Annotated in this window: 10 protein-coding genes; 8 read left to right on the forward strand and 2 right to left on the reverse strand. The window is 39.8% G+C overall.

What is annotated here, in order from left to right:
* Nucleotides 1–2 precede the first annotated feature (2 nt).
* The gene (locus tag ACOQO1_RS17555) at nucleotides 3–3,071 is read right to left on the reverse strand and encodes a SusC/RagA family TonB-linked outer membrane protein (protein WP_420604179.1); all 3,069 of its coding nucleotides are present in this window, start codon (nucleotides 3,069–3,071) and stop codon (nucleotides 3–5) included.
* Between the two features lie 503 nt (nucleotides 3,072–3,574).
* Entirely contained in the window at nucleotides 3,575–4,024 is a 450-nt protein-coding gene (locus ACOQO1_RS17560) for a helix-turn-helix domain-containing protein (RefSeq protein WP_420604180.1), read from the reverse strand.
* 333 nt (nucleotides 4,025–4,357) lie between these two features.
* Here ACOQO1_RS17560 and ACOQO1_RS17565 point away from each other — a divergent pair, with 333 nt between their 5' ends.
* From ACOQO1_RS17565 to ACOQO1_RS17600, 8 genes are all read left to right on the forward strand, one after another.
* Entirely contained in the window at nucleotides 4,358–5,230 is an 873-nt protein-coding gene (locus ACOQO1_RS17565) for an AraC family transcriptional regulator (protein WP_420604181.1), read from the forward strand.
* A gap of 108 nt (nucleotides 5,231–5,338) precedes the next feature.
* Nucleotides 5,339–6,658, forward strand: a complete 1,320-nt coding sequence (locus ACOQO1_RS17570) for an L-fuconate dehydratase (protein ID WP_420604182.1) — start codon at nucleotides 5,339–5,341, stop codon at nucleotides 6,656–6,658.
* Nucleotides 6,655–7,998 carry an alpha-L-fucosidase gene (locus tag ACOQO1_RS17575; RefSeq protein WP_420604183.1) on the forward strand — a complete coding sequence of 448 codons (1,344 nt, stop codon included), beginning with the start codon at nucleotides 6,655–6,657 and terminating at the stop codon, nucleotides 7,996–7,998. The genes ACOQO1_RS17570 and ACOQO1_RS17575 overlap by 4 nt, the downstream gene beginning before the upstream one ends.
* Nucleotides 7,999–8,778, forward strand: a complete 780-nt coding sequence (locus ACOQO1_RS17580; protein WP_420604184.1) for an SDR family NAD(P)-dependent oxidoreductase — start codon at nucleotides 7,999–8,001, stop codon at nucleotides 8,776–8,778.
* Nucleotides 8,779–8,797: 19 nt separating this feature from the next.
* Nucleotides 8,798–10,291, forward strand: a complete 1,494-nt coding sequence (locus tag ACOQO1_RS17585) for an alpha-L-fucosidase (RefSeq protein ID WP_420604185.1) — start codon at nucleotides 8,798–8,800, stop codon at nucleotides 10,289–10,291.
* A gap of 6 nt (nucleotides 10,292–10,297) precedes the next feature.
* Nucleotides 10,298–11,152 carry a fumarylacetoacetate hydrolase family protein gene (locus tag ACOQO1_RS17590; RefSeq protein WP_420604186.1) on the forward strand — a complete coding sequence of 285 codons (855 nt, stop codon included), beginning with the start codon at nucleotides 10,298–10,300 and terminating at the stop codon, nucleotides 11,150–11,152.
* A 1-nt stretch (nucleotide 11,153) separates the two neighbouring features.
* Nucleotides 11,154–11,981 carry an amidohydrolase family protein gene (locus ACOQO1_RS17595; RefSeq protein ID WP_420604187.1) on the forward strand — a complete coding sequence of 276 codons (828 nt, stop codon included), beginning with the start codon at nucleotides 11,154–11,156 and terminating at the stop codon, nucleotides 11,979–11,981.
* A gap of 61 nt (nucleotides 11,982–12,042) precedes the next feature.
* Nucleotides 12,043–14,376, forward strand: coding sequence for a glycosyl hydrolase family 95 catalytic domain-containing protein (locus tag ACOQO1_RS17600; protein WP_420604188.1), 2,334 nt, complete (start codon nucleotides 12,043–12,045; stop codon nucleotides 14,374–14,376).
* The last annotated feature ends 3 nt before the right edge of the window (nucleotides 14,377–14,379 follow it).

Genomic DNA, 14,379 nt, shown 5'->3' on the forward strand with positions numbered 1-14,379 from the left:
TTTTAGAATGTTAATTGTACAGAAAAACTATACGTTTTAGTGGTAGGGTAAGGAAAGTTGTCAACCTTAAAGATGTTTGGGTCTCCACCGGGGGTATTGGGGTCATTACCAATCCCATCGGTATCCCTTGTAGTCAAATTAGCTCTATTGGTTTCTGATTGGTGGGTTATCTCTGGGTCAAAACCAGAATAATCAGTAAAAGTGAGCAGGTTTCTACCAACAAAACCAAACTTCATAGCATTAATGAAATTACCTATGTTTCCTAGTGACTCACCCTTTAAAGTATAGTATAGGGACAATTCTCTTAATTTCACAAAAGTACCATCTTCAACAAAAGCAGAACTTGGTAAATTAACATTGTACAAGCCTTGATAAAAATTGTAGGGCAGCCCACTTGTTATATCGGTATGCCTTCCATCCCTGTAGAGCCATTGTTTTGTCTTGTTGTATATATCTCCTCCTTGTTTCCAATCTACCAAGGCATAAAGGGAAAGATTCTTATAGTTGAAAGTGGTGTTGATACCCATTCTGAAATCCGGGGTTATATCACCGATTACAAAGAATTCGTTTCCGGAGGCATCCGCTCTTCTAACCGGGGTTTCCCCAGTAGCTTGGTCCACAACAAATCCAGCACTATTTATAGTGTAGTCACTTGGGGTTAACCCAGCGGGTAAATCAGAAAGACTTCTGATGAAATCATTACCATACATGACGCCAAAATTCTGCCCTTCCTCAATTCTAAATAGGGTTGTCTCCTGTGTCCCTGGACCTGTTAAATAGGCGGGAACATCCAAACGGCTAACTTTTTGTTCGGATTTATCCCAAACAATTCCCAAATCCCATGTAACATTATCACTTCTTACAATATTTGCATTTAAGGAAGCTTCATAGGTGGTGGCATCAATTTCCCCGGCATTTCTCCATTGGGCGCTAAATCCTGCTGCTGCGGACAATGGTACTCGAAGAATCTGGTCTTCCGTCTTGGCCTTTACATAGTTAAATTCAAATGAAAAACGATCGAGGAAATTCATGTTCAATCCTAATTCCAGCTCACCTGTTTTTGCAGGTTTTAAATCATTGTTACCAATTGTGGCTCGCGTTGGAGAACCATTTCTGAGTTCAAATGTTTCAAAACGCATTTCATAACTAGGTCTAATACCTGCCGTACCGTAAGAAGCTCTTAGTTTAAGTTCTTGAACACCTGGAATTTCAATATCCTCAGTTACACGATAAGCCAAACTTGTTCTAAAATAGTTGGCCCACCTAGTATTGGGACCAAAAAGGGATGAACCTTCCCGCCTTGCAACACCACTGATGATGTACTTGCTTTTATAATCGAAATCGGCAATTACAAAGTAACTATCGGTCAAGATTTCTTGGGCCTGGGATGAAAGTGATGGCGGATCAGTGATATTATCCAATGATCGTATCCCCGAAACAGCTAGGTTGTACCCCTCAGAGTTGTTAAACTCACTTTCATATCTTTCATGAAGATAACTAAAACGTAAGGCCAGATTAAAATCAGAATCTACCGAAAAAGGAGAAAACAGAGCGTTGAACCTTGTGTTCTGAGCTCGGCCATTAAAATTGGAACGTTGTATAAAACCAATGTTCTGTGCCTGCCCATCTGGATCATCGGACAGGTAGCCTTTTGGAATGTAATCCTCAAAAGTATTGTTCTCAAAATCATATGAATACGAACCATTAAGCTTTAACCATGGTGTAACTCTGTAATCAAGTGAAACATTACCCAAAACCCTATTCCTTTTCTCTGTCTTGTCGTTATTGGCCAATGTATAAAGTGGGTTCTTTATATTTGGATCAAAGGTGTTGCTATCATAATTAAATGGACTTCCGTCCTCTTCATTTACCGCATTCCAATCATAAATTGGTTCGGTAATCAAGGCAGGAAACAATATACCTACCGTTGTCCCTGAGTTAATTGATGCATCTCTATTGGAATTACTATAGAAAAGAGAGGTTTTTAAACTGATTTTATCAGAGAGATTATTGTCAAGGTTCAACCTGAAGTTGTCCCTTCTATAATCATCCACCAAAACATATATTCCCTCATCTTGAAGTCTTTGGTAAGAAAAAAGATATCTGGTTTTTTCGTCACCGCCCGAAACAGAGGCATAATGTGTGTTGAACACTCCCGTTGTGAATATGTCATCTTGGTAATTAAAAATACGGCTTATAGGATAAGGATTATCACTTAATCCGTCGTCGTCCACCTCACGCGAACCGCTGGAAAGATCAAATGCTGAGCCATCTGCCGTCAGTTTGAATCTATGCGTAGTAGCCAGATCATACTTGCTGGTAATCTCTTTCACCCCTATTTCACTTCTATAGGTCACATTGATTTTGTTGTTTCCTTTTCCTCTTTTCGTAAAAATTTGGATTACCCCATTTGCTGCTCGTGAACCGTATAAAGATGCCCCAGCGGCACCTTTTGCAATCTCAATTCGATCAATATCCTCAGTGTTGATATCGGCCAATCCTCCTTCAAGGATTACCCCATCAACAATAACCAATGGGTCCTGACCTGTGGAAAGGGAATTTGCAGTTCTCAACTGAATGGATACATTACTGCCCGGTTGACCGCCAGGTGATGAGATTGAAACACCTGAGACTTTACCTTGTAGCGCAGCCGCCGCAGAGGTAGCCGGAACATTTTCCAATAGCTCATTTTTGACTTGACCAAGCGCAAAACTCAGTTCCTTCAAGGATTTACCAGAGGCACTACCCGTTACCACTACTTCTTCTAGCGCTTGGGCATCTTCTTCCATTTGGACGTTGACCACATCTTGTACACCTACTTCTCTTTGGGTTGTTCTTTGTCCCAAATAGGTATATACCAATGTCTGTCCCACACTAGCTGTAATGACATAATTGCCATCAAAGTCAGATTGCGTTCCATTGGTTGTGCCTTGGACTACAATATTGACCCCAGGCAGTGGTGCTCCAGTTTGATCGGTAATTGTTCCGGTGATTGTTTTTTCTTGAGACTGAACAGATGCTATACATAATAACATGAAGACGAATGTCCCAAATAGCTTCTTTACTTTCATAGATTAAAAGTTTTGTTAGTAATTGTGAGTTAGCGCAACTGAGAAAGGCAGGCGGGAGAGTGTATGATAGCTAATTCAAATAATACTCCCTGTACTAAAACAAAACTTAATGGAAAGTCTCTAAATTTATTAAGGTAGTAAGGCCTCTCACCGCCTCACCTTTACAATTGCAACAACAAAACAATTGTAATGCTTAACAGGAGAAGTACTTTTAAAACGGGGCGTACCATAAAAAAATTCTTGCCCAACGGGAAGTACTCTTTTTAACAAAAAATTGATTGAATCAGGAGAATAAAAGGTTTCTTAAATTTTAACAGAGTTTACGTGGAAAATGTGTTGAGCATTATCAAATGTCAATGTTTGAGATAATTGTGGGAGTGCTTGCCGAGTTAAAAAAATCAGTGACTCTCTTTGGCGCTTAAAACGAGAATGCTAAAAATTGTGGGGTATGGTAAATAAGGGCGAGAAGAAAGGGATTGTGGTTGTCTTGAAAATCTTCTTGATTAAGAAGCATACATTGTTAGACTTCTATAATCATTTGGGCTTAGGCCAGTTTCTTTTTTAAAGGCACTGTAAAAACTAGTCTTACTGTTGAATCCTACTTCATACATTACAGCTTTAACACTTAGGAAAGGCTGGGTTATCAACAAGTGTTTGGCTTCTTTTATTCTATAATGATTTAACAAGGAATAAAAGTTCTTTTGTAGATATTCGTTCAGCACCTGGGAAACTTTGTATCTATCCTTGGCAATATATTGTGAAAGGTCATTTAGACCTATTACATTGTTCTTATACAACTTGTCTCGTTCAAAGGCCAATTTAATTTCCTCCTTTATCTCAGCGGCCTCCTGAAGTGTTAATCCGGACTTTAAGTATTTAGATTGGAAACCCTGCCTAAGTTCTTTGGGACTAGGTCTGTATGTAGACAAAAAATGTTGGAAGAACCACTTCATGGATATTGTCTTTAAACTTTATATTAAAGTATTATGAAAGTGATAAAGTGTGGGTTTTGCCGATAAGGATTTACGTAAAATTTTATCGGGAATGTTTACTTGTTTAGTGAGGGATGTTAAAGTCGCCGAGTAGAACAAGGTTTTCAAAGCATCGTTTGTATTTTAGAATATGTGGTATTTTTTTTGCTAATTGGAATACTATTTGTCAATAATATACACTATTTGCATAGAAAGTGATATATTAGATTCTTTCAGAAACATGGTATGAGTTCAATTCGTCCAGTGCTCTGCTCAACAGTAACAAGTTTTGGATAAAATAAGCAATAGGTTATTATGAAACTTCATTTACTAAATAGGAGTAATATCAGCGGGTCATCTTTTTCCGTTTCTGACCATAAATACCCCTATTTTCTAAAGGTTTGGCATTACCACCCAGAATTGGAGCTGATTTTGACTGAAAAGAGCAATGGTATGCGGTTTGTTGGGGATAGTATCCAAAAATTCGCGGCAGGTGATGTGGTACTTTTGGGCAAGAATTTACCACATATGTGGTTAAATAACGAGAGATATTTTAAAGAGAACATACCGGATGCCGCACATGCAATTGCTATTCATTTTAAAGAGGATTTTCTAGGGGACAAATTCTTTAGTGTTCCTGAATTTAGTAAGATCAATGAACTTTTAAAGAGATCGGCAAGAGGTATTAACTTTCAGAATGTTGACTCCAAAATAGCTCAATCGTTTAGAACCATGCTGACTTTGGATCCCTTTGAAAGAGCAATGGCTTTAATAGAATTGCTAAACATGTTGTCAAAACACCAAGATTATCAGCTATTGTCAAGCATTGGGTATTTGGACAACTTCATGGGGGCTCAAAACAAGCGACTCCATCAAATATATAAGTACGTTTTTGACAATTTCAAGAGTGAAATTAATGCGAGTCAAGTGGCTGAGGCTATTGGCATGAATTCCTCTGCATTCAGCCGCTTCTTTAAAAAGACACATAGACAGTCCTTTACAAAATACCTGAATGAAATTAGGGTTGGTTATGCTTGCAAACTGTTGCTTGAAAGTGAAAATAAGATTACCGCTGTAGCATATGAATCAGGTTTTAGCAATATCTCCAATTTTAATAGGCAGTTCAGGGCAGTTAAGGGCATGTCTCCTTCAGAATATATTAAATTTCATGCAGAAAAAGTAAAATAGCCTTCAATATGGCAAATAAAATATCATTCTTGGTCATTTTTAAGGTGGTTGACGCTATGATCTTGGCGTAGTTTTGATTTTCTAACCAACATTTTAGTCATATATCATATGTTGACCATTCTTGATTTAGAAGTAAAGGATATTCGCTTTCCAACAAGTCAATCCCTAGATGGTTCGGATGCCATGAATCCTGATCCAGATTATTCAGCTGCCTATGTAATATTAAAAACAGACCATCCGGAAAACCTTGAAGGTCATGGTCTTACCTTTACAATAGGAAGGGGTAACGAAATATGTGCCAGTGCTATAAAATCCATGTCTCACCTTTTAGTGGGAAAAACTCTTGACAGCTTTATTAAAGACATGTCCGGTTTTTGGAAAATGATAACGGGAGATAGCCAATTACGCTGGCTTGGGCCAGAGAAAGGGGTTATTCACTTAGCTACAGGGGCGTTGGTGAATGCTGTTTGGGATTTGTATGCAAAGGTGGAAGGCAAGCCACTTTGGAGGCTTTTGGCGGAGATGACACCAGAGCAGCTCGTTTCATGTGTTGATTTCACCTATATCACAGATGTGATTACCCCAGATGAGGCATTGCAACTATTGAAAAAACGAGAGGCTAGTAAAAAAGAACGCATCGAGTACCTTATTCAAAATGGATACCCGGCCTATACAACATCTGCTGGTTGGCTTGGCTATTCCGATGAAAAAATGAGGCGTTTATGTCAAGAGGCCAAATCCGAAGGATTTAAACACTTGAAGATGAAAGTGGGTTCAGATTTGGCAGATGATATGCGCAGAGCTGCTATTATTAGGGAAGAAATTGGCGATGACCTTAAGTTGATGATGGATGCCAATCAAAAATGGGATGTCCATGAAGCAATCCAAAATATGGCTCAATTGAAAAAATTTAACCCATGGTGGATTGAAGAGCCCACAAGTCCAGATGATATTTTAGGACATGCTAAAATTGCGGAAGCTGTGGCTCCAATAAAAGTTGCAACAGGAGAACACTGTCAAAACCGAGTTATTTTTAAGCAGTTGATGCAGGCAAAAGCCTTGGAGGTTTGTCAGATTGATAGTTGTAGGGTAGGTGGTGTCAATGAAATTCTGGCCATTTTGCTAATGGCCGCAAAATTTGAGATACCTGTTTGCCCGCATGCAGGAGGGGTAGGGCTCTGTGAATACGTTCAGCATCTTTCAATGGTCGATTTCATCTGTATAAGTGGTACTATGGAAGACCGAATCATTGAATACGTTGATCACTTGCATGAACATTTCATTGACCCGGTTGTCATCAAAGATGGTGCTTATATGCCACCAAGTTTACCGGGATACAGTATTGAAATGAAAACCGCTTCAATGGAACGGTACACCTTCCCTGAAGGGGAGGTTTGGCAAAAGCAATTAAAACCGGAGCTGTCATGAATGCCCACCTTAAATTTCTAATAGTTTTATTGCTTTCTGGCGCTACGACCTTTGGTCAAGGGCAGGGGAATTATACTCCGTCACAATCAAATCTTGAAGCTAGAAAATGGTTTCAGGATGCAAAGTTTGGAATGTTTGTTCATTGGGGCGTTTATAGTATTTTGGGTGATGGGGAATGGGTTATGCATACTCAAAATATTCCTGTAAAAGCTTATGAAAAACTCCCTACTTTCTTTAATCCAATTGGGTATGATGCCAAAGAGTGGGTGAAAATGGCGAAAGACGCCGGAATGAAATACATTACCATTACAAGTAGGCATCATGATGGTTTTTCCATGTTTGATACCAAAGCCACAGCATATGATATTGTTGACGGCACACCATATGGAAAAGATGTCTTGAAAGATTTGGCCGAAGCATGCAGGGAGGAAGGGATAAAATTGTTTTTTTACTATTCGTTGTTGGATTGGCACGATGATAACTATTTTCCAAGGGGAAGAACAGGTGCGGAAATACCTGGAAGATCAAAAACAGGCGAATGGGATAAGTATATTGCTTTTATGAAAGCTCAACTTACGGAACTGTTGACCAATTATGGTGAAATAGCTGGTATTTGGTTTGATGGCCATTGGGACCAGAAAGAGTGGGATGGTAAAAAATATGGTAAATTAAATGTAGATTGGCATTATGATGAAATCTACAAATTGATTCATGACCTACAGCCACAATGTTTAATTGGTAATAACCATCATTTAGCTCCTATTGAAGGAGAGGACTTTCAAATGTTTGAAAGGGATTTGCCAGGAAAGAACACTACAGGTTGGGGTACCGATGCTTCTGATGTTGGCAACCTGCCTTTTGAAGTTTGTGAAACCATCAATGGTTCGTGGGGTTTTAATCTGCAGGATAGAAAGCATAAATCTAAGAAAGAGTTGGTTCAGTATGTTGTCAAAGCTGCTGGTTACGGAAGTAATCTTTTATTGAATGTGGGCCCTATGCCTAATGGAAAGATTCAAGAAGAACATAAAGAATCTTTAAAGGAAGTTGGTGAATGGATGCGCGCAAATGGGGAAACAATATATGGAACCACACGTGGGCCTATTCCTCCTTCGGAGAAAATGGCTTCTACCCAAAAAGGTGAAAAAGTGTTCTTACATCTTTTAGATGAAAGCCAGACAGAGGTATTTTTAAAAGATTTTGACAAAAAAGTAAAAGGAGTGAGATTTTACAAAGATCAAATAGCTCTAAACTATAAAAAGAGTAAAAAAGGTCTGTTGATTCAAATCCCAGAGGAAGGATTGGATTCCATAGACACCATAATAGAAATCACCCTTAAATAAATGGCATCATATAACTATAAGGACAAAACAGTAATCATCACAGGTGGGGGTAGTGGAATAGGCGAGGCGCTTTCCAAAAAGTTTGCCTCTTCCGGAGCCAATGTCCATATTTTGGATTTTCAAGCCAAAAAAACCCAAGAAGTGGTTGATGAAATTCTGCAAAATGGGGGCTGGGCCCAAGTACACCAATGTGATGTTTCCGATCAAAACCAGATTAAGGAAATCGTTGCCAAAATTACATCCAAAAGTCCAGTAGACGTATTAATCAATAATGCGGGAATTGCACATGTAGGTAATATTGAAGCTACTACTGAAAGTGATTTGGACAAACTTTACCAAGTAAATATTAAGGGAGTCTATAATTGTATTTACGCCTGTATTCCAAAAATGAAAGAACAGGGAGCAGGGATTATTTTAAATATGGCATCTATAGCTTCCACGGTTGGTATTTCAGATAGATTTGCCTACTCCATGACAAAAGGAGCGGTATTGACAATGACATACTCCATTGCAAAAGATTATTTGGATTATGGTATTCGCTGCAATAGCATTTCACCTGCAAGGGTACATACCCCTTTTGTGGACAATTTTATAGCTAAAAATTATCCGGGCCAGGAAAAGGAAATGTTTGAAAAACTATCAAAAACCCAACCCATTGGCCGCATGGCCAAACCGGATGAAGTGGCCGCTTTGGCACTTTACCTATGTTCTGACGAAGCATCCTTCATCACAGGGACAGATTTTCCAATTGATGGAGGGTTTATAAAACTAAATGGTTAAGAAGAAAATAAATAGCGCAATGAAAAGCAATACATCCAAATCAAAAATCATAAGTCTCGCAATTTTGTTTTTTTTGATATTCGCGGCACATGCAATGGGGCAAGCTGTCTATGAAGATGAACGCTATGTGCCGGAAACGGACCCGTTGGTATTGAAAAAGCTTGACGAATGGCAAGATCTTAAGTTTGGACTTCTTATGCATTGGGGTGCCTATAGCCAATGGGGAATTGTTGAATCGTGGTCCCTATGTCCTGAGGAATATGGCTGGTGCGAGCGTAAAAAAGGCTCTAATCCCGAAAATTACTTTGCGTACAAGAAGGAATATGAAAACCTTCAAACAACTTTTAACCCGGTTAAATTCAATCCTGAAAAATGGGCGAAGGCCGCTAAAAATGCGGGGATGAAGTACGTGGTCTTTACCACAAAGCACCATGACGGGTTTAGTATGTTTGACTCAAAATACACGGATTATAAGATTACGGATAGTAAGACCCCCTTTAGTACAAATCCAAAGGCCAATGTCACCAAGGAGATTTTTAATGCTTTTAGACAAGAGGGACTTTGGGCAGGAGCTTATTTTTCGAAACCAGATTGGAACCATCCCAATTATTGGAATCCCTACTATCCGCCAAGAGATAGAAATGTGAACTATGAACCAGAGGCCAATCCGGAAATGTGGAACGATTATGTGGAATTCACCCATAACCAAATTTTGGAATTGCTGACAGATTATGGTAAGGTTGATATTCTTTGGTTGGATGGTGGCTGGGTAGCCAAAACACCCAAATCCCAAATTACCAGTTGGTATGACGGTCAACTCAAGAACAATGAGAATGGATACTTGAAACATAGAATTGTAAATCAAGATATCCGTATGGATGATTTGGTAGTTGAGGCCCGAAAAAAACAGCCCGGACTTATCGTGGTTGATAGGGCAGTACATGGAAAGAACCAAAATTACCTAACTCCGGAAAACAGAGTGCCAGAAAAACCCCTTCCATACCCATGGGAATCCTGTATTATTGCAGGCGGGGGGTGGTCCTATTCCTTCAATGCCAATTATATGAGCACTAAGCAGGCCGTTCATACTTTGGTGGATATTGTGGCAAAAGGCGGAAACCTACTGCTGAATGTTGCTCCCAGCCCTGAAGGGGAGTGGGATCAAGGAGCTTATGAACTGCTGGAAGGTATTGGAAATTGGATGGATGTGAATAACGAGGCCATTTATAGCACGGAAGCCATGGCACCTTATAAAGACAATAATGTATGTGTTACATCCAAACCTGATGGAACCATCTACCTGATTTATTTGATGGGAGAGGAAGAAAAAGTACTCCCCAAAAGTGTGGAATTTAATGGTTTAAAACTTAGGAGAGGACAACGGGCTTCTATTGTAGGTGCAAGAGGCAGTGTAAAATGGCGTCAAGATGGGAATCAGTTGCAATTTGAAATTCCTGAATCAGCAATAAGTAAATTGGCGGGCACCCCTGCCTTTGTAATCAAAATAAAATAATATCATATGAAACTCATACGATTTGGTGCTAAGGATAATGAAAAACCAGGTGTTGAGCTTGCAGATAAAACCAGACTGGATGTGAGCGGTTTTGTTAATGACTACGATGAAGATTTTTTTGGAGGTGAAGGTCTAGCACAACTTGAAGCATGGCTGGATAAAAATGGAGATGAATGTCCTATTGTAAAAGAGGATATTAGATTGGGTTCGCCATTAAAAAGACCTTCCAAAATTGTTTGCGTTGGACTCAATTACGCACAACATGCTGCTGAAAGTGGGATGGATGTGCCTAAAGAACCGGTATTGTTTTTCAAGGCCACTTCAGCTATTGTTGGGCCAAATGACGATGTGATCATTCCAAAGGGAAGCCAAAAAACCGATTGGGAAGTAGAACTGGCCTTTGTTATTGGTAAAAAAGCATCTTATGTGGATGAGGAAAATGCAATGGATCATGTTGCTGGCTATGTATTGCACAACGACTATAGCGAACGGGAATACCAACTGGAACGCGAAGGGCAGTGGGTAAAAGGGAAGAGCTGTGACACATTTGCTCCTCTGGGCCCATATTTGGTAACAAAAGATGAAGTAAAAGATCCCCATAACCTTGATCTATGGTTAAAATTGAACGGGGAGATGATGCAAAATAGCAATACCTCCGACTTTGTGTTCGATATTCCAAAATTGGTGAGCTATATCAGTCAGTTCATGACGCTGTTGCCAGGAGATATTGTTTCCACAGGCACACCTTTTGGCGTGGGATTGGGATTGAACCCTCCTAAATATCTTAACCCGGGAGATGTAGTGGAACTGGGCATAGATGGACTTGGAACCTCAAAACAACACATAATAGCATTTGAATGATATGAGAATCGATAGCCACCAGCATTTTTGGAATTATGATCCGGTTACCCATGCTTGGATAAATTCGCAAATGGAGGTTATCAAAAAAGACTTTTTACCTTCAGATTTAGCTCCAATACTTAAAGATAGCCAGATGGATGGCTGTGTAGCCGTTCAGGCGGACCAATCTGAAAAAGAAACCGACTTCTTGCTGCAATGTGCAAAAGAAAATCCTTTTATTTTAGGTGTAGTAGGTTGGTTGGATCTGTGCTCGGAAGATATTGAACAGATACTGGAGAGCTATTCAAAATATCCAAAATTAAAAGGGTTACGACATATTGTACAAGATGAGGCCGATGACCATTTTATGCTTAGGCCAAGTTTTTTGCGAGGAATTTCAAAACTTGAGGCCCATGGGTTTACCTATGACATTTTAATATACCCAAAACAACTCACAGCTGCCGTTGAATTGGTCAAAATGTTTCCTAAACAACGTTTTGTACTTGATCACATTGCAAAACCTGTTATCGATGGAAATATTGATGGTGAGTGGCAGCGTCGCATCCAAGAGCTTGGTTCATCCAAGAATGTTTATTGCAAAGTATCAGGCATGGTAACCGAAACTAGCTGGAATGCCTTTGACAATAGGGATTTTCATCCGTATCTCGATGTGGTCTTCAAATCTTTCGCTACAGATAAAATCATGTTTGGATCCGATTGGCCCGTTTGTTTGCTTTCCGCTCCGTACTCAAGGGTATTATCTATTCTGAATGAATATTTAAAACAGTTTTCGGAAGAGGTTCAAAACCGAATTATGGGTCTGAATGCACAAGAATTCTATAATTTATAAGATGGAAAATCTCATTCAAATAGTCAAGAAAAATAAGAACATACGAACTCTAATAGCGTGTTTGACGATACTCATATGCTGTAATGTGTCTGTTCGGGCCCAAGGTGAACAAAATGTACTTTGGTACTCAGAACCAGCTCAAGAGTGGATGCAAGCCTTGCCCGTTGGGAATGGTCGTTTGGGAGCTATGGTATTTGGTGACCCTCACAATGAAAGAATTCAACTGAACGAAGATTCCATGTGGGCCGGTGGTCCCGATTGGGAAAGCAGTCAGGGAAACAGCGCTGATCTTGCCCTATTGCGACAACTGTTGGAAGAAGGAAAAACAAATCTTGTCGATAGCCTTATTGTTGAAAAATTCTCAAATAAAACTATTCTCCGTTCCCATCAAACCATGGGAGATCTATATATTGATTTTGAAGGCGAGGGCGACATTTCCAATTATCGGCGAGAACTTGACCTTAACAAAGCACTGGTAACTACATCATATACGCTGAACAATGCCCAGTATACCCAAAGGGTATTCGCGTCCCATCCAGATGATGTTTTGGTCATTGAACTGGCCACAACGTCCAAGGATGGATTGAACCTTGCATTGAGATTGGATCGGCCTAAAGACCACGACCAATCTACTGTCACAACATCCAGCCCAATCCCTAGCGAGATCAGTATGAAGGGTATGGTAACCCAAAATGGAGGAAAAAGATTCTCAAAATCACTTCCAATAGATCATGGTGTACGTTTTGAAACGCGATTGAAAGTAATCAATGATTCAGGGACGGTTCTGGCCAAAGATGGTAAAATAGTGTTGAAGGGCGTGAAAAAAGCACTTCTTTTTATTGTTGCCAACACCTCTTTTTATCATGGTGAAAACTATGTGAAAAAGAACGATGAAACCTTGTCCAAAATTCTAGAAAAGCCCTTCAAATCGCTTTTGTCTGAACATATAGCGGATTACCAAAACCTTTATGGAAGGGTCTCTTTTGATTTGGGAAGCCATGAATTGGACAAAATACCTACCAATCAGCGATTGAAGCGTATTAAAAAAGGAGAAAATGATAATGCACTGGCAGCTACTCTTTTTCAATTTGGAAGATATCTTTTAATTGCCTGTTCACGCCAAAATACCAACCCTGCCAATCTACAGGGACTTTGGAACGACCATATTGAGGCTCCCTGGAATGCGGATTATCACTTGAACATCAATTTACAGATGAATTATTGGCCGGCAGAGGTCACCAATCTAAGCGAATTGCACCAACCTTTTTTCGATTTGATTGACCGGGTGTTGGAAAGAGGCAAAACTACAGCCAAAGTACAATACGGTATTAACCGGGGATCAATGGCCCATCATACCACTGACCTTTGGGCCACACCCTTTATGAGGGCAGAAAGAGCGTATTGGGGCTCATGGATTCATGGAGGGGGCTGGTGTGCACAACATTATTGGGAACATTATCAATTTACTAAAGATGCTGTTTTCCTAAAAGAACGGGCTTACCCTGTGCTTAAAGACTTGGCATCTTTCTATTTGGATTGGTTGTTATGGGATAAGAAGAGCAAAAAATGGGTGTCAGCTCCTGAAACATCACCAGAAAATTCATATATCGCACCCAACGGAAAATCTGCAGCTGTTTCCTATGGAAGTGCAATGGGGCATCAAATAATAGGCGAGGTATTTGATAACTTTTTGGAAGCTTCAAAAATTTTGGAAATCCAAGATCCACTTGTAAAAGAAGTGAGGGAAAAAAGAAGGCGTTTACATCCAGGTGTACTTATTGGAGAGGATGGACGTATTTTGGAATGGAATGAACCCTATGACGAGCCGGAAAAAGGTCATCGTCATATGTCTCACCTATATGCGCTGCATCCAGGGGATGATATTGTTGAAAGTGATCCAAAGGCATTTGCTGCTGCACAGAAAACAATAGATTACCGCCTGGAACACGGAGGTGCTGGCACAGGTTGGAGTCGAGCTTGGATGATCAATATGAATGGTCGTTTATTGGATGGGGCTTCGGCACAACAAAACATTGACAAATTCTTGCAAATATCATTGGCAGATAACCTGTTTGATATGCACCCGCCCTTTCAAATAGATGGAAATTTTGGTTATACCGCGGGAGTGGCGGAATTACTGATTCAGTCCCACGAAGGATTTTTAAGACTGTTGCCAGCGTTGCCCCCTAAATGGCAAAATGGGTCTATTACAGGGCTTAAGGCAAGAGGAAACATTGAAGTGGATTTGGTTTGGAAAGATGGAACCCTTCATAAGGTAGGATTAAAGGCCGCAGAGCAAACAGACTGTATTTTGGTATATAAAAATTCAAAGAAAAAAATAGCATTGCCCAAAGAGAAAACCATATTTCTTGATGCAGGCCTAAACAAATTGTAAAAG

Source organism: Flagellimonas sp. (assembly GCF_965222555.1).
In the GTDB taxonomy this organism is placed as follows: domain Bacteria; phylum Bacteroidota; class Bacteroidia; order Flavobacteriales; family Flavobacteriaceae; genus Flagellimonas.

Bases quoted from the DNA above. Each gene is read 5' to 3' on its own strand.
- ACOQO1_RS17575 (WP_420604183.1), top strand. From the start codon at position 6,655: ATGAATGCCCACCTTAAATTTCTAATAGTTTTATTGCTTTCTGGCGCT.
- ACOQO1_RS17595 (WP_420604187.1), top strand. From the start codon at position 11,154: ATGAGAATCGATAGCCACCAGCATTTTTGGAATTATGATCCGGTTACC.
- ACOQO1_RS17570 (WP_420604182.1), top strand. From the start codon at position 5,339: ATGTTGACCATTCTTGATTTAGAAGTAAAGGATATTCGCTTTCCAACA.
- ACOQO1_RS17590 (WP_420604186.1), top strand. From the start codon at position 10,298: ATGAAACTCATACGATTTGGTGCTAAGGATAATGAAAAACCAGGTGTT.
- ACOQO1_RS17565 (WP_420604181.1), top strand. From the start codon at position 4,358: ATGAAACTTCATTTACTAAATAGGAGTAATATCAGCGGGTCATCTTTT.
- ACOQO1_RS17555 (WP_420604179.1), bottom strand. From the start codon at position 3,071: ATGAAAGTAAAGAAGCTATTTGGGACATTCGTCTTCATGTTATTATGT.
- ACOQO1_RS17585 (WP_420604185.1), top strand. From the start codon at position 8,798: ATGAAAAGCAATACATCCAAATCAAAAATCATAAGTCTCGCAATTTTG.
- ACOQO1_RS17560 (WP_420604180.1), bottom strand. From the start codon at position 4,024: ATGAAGTGGTTCTTCCAACATTTTTTGTCTACATACAGACCTAGTCCC.
- ACOQO1_RS17580 (WP_420604184.1), top strand. From the start codon at position 7,999: ATGGCATCATATAACTATAAGGACAAAACAGTAATCATCACAGGTGGG.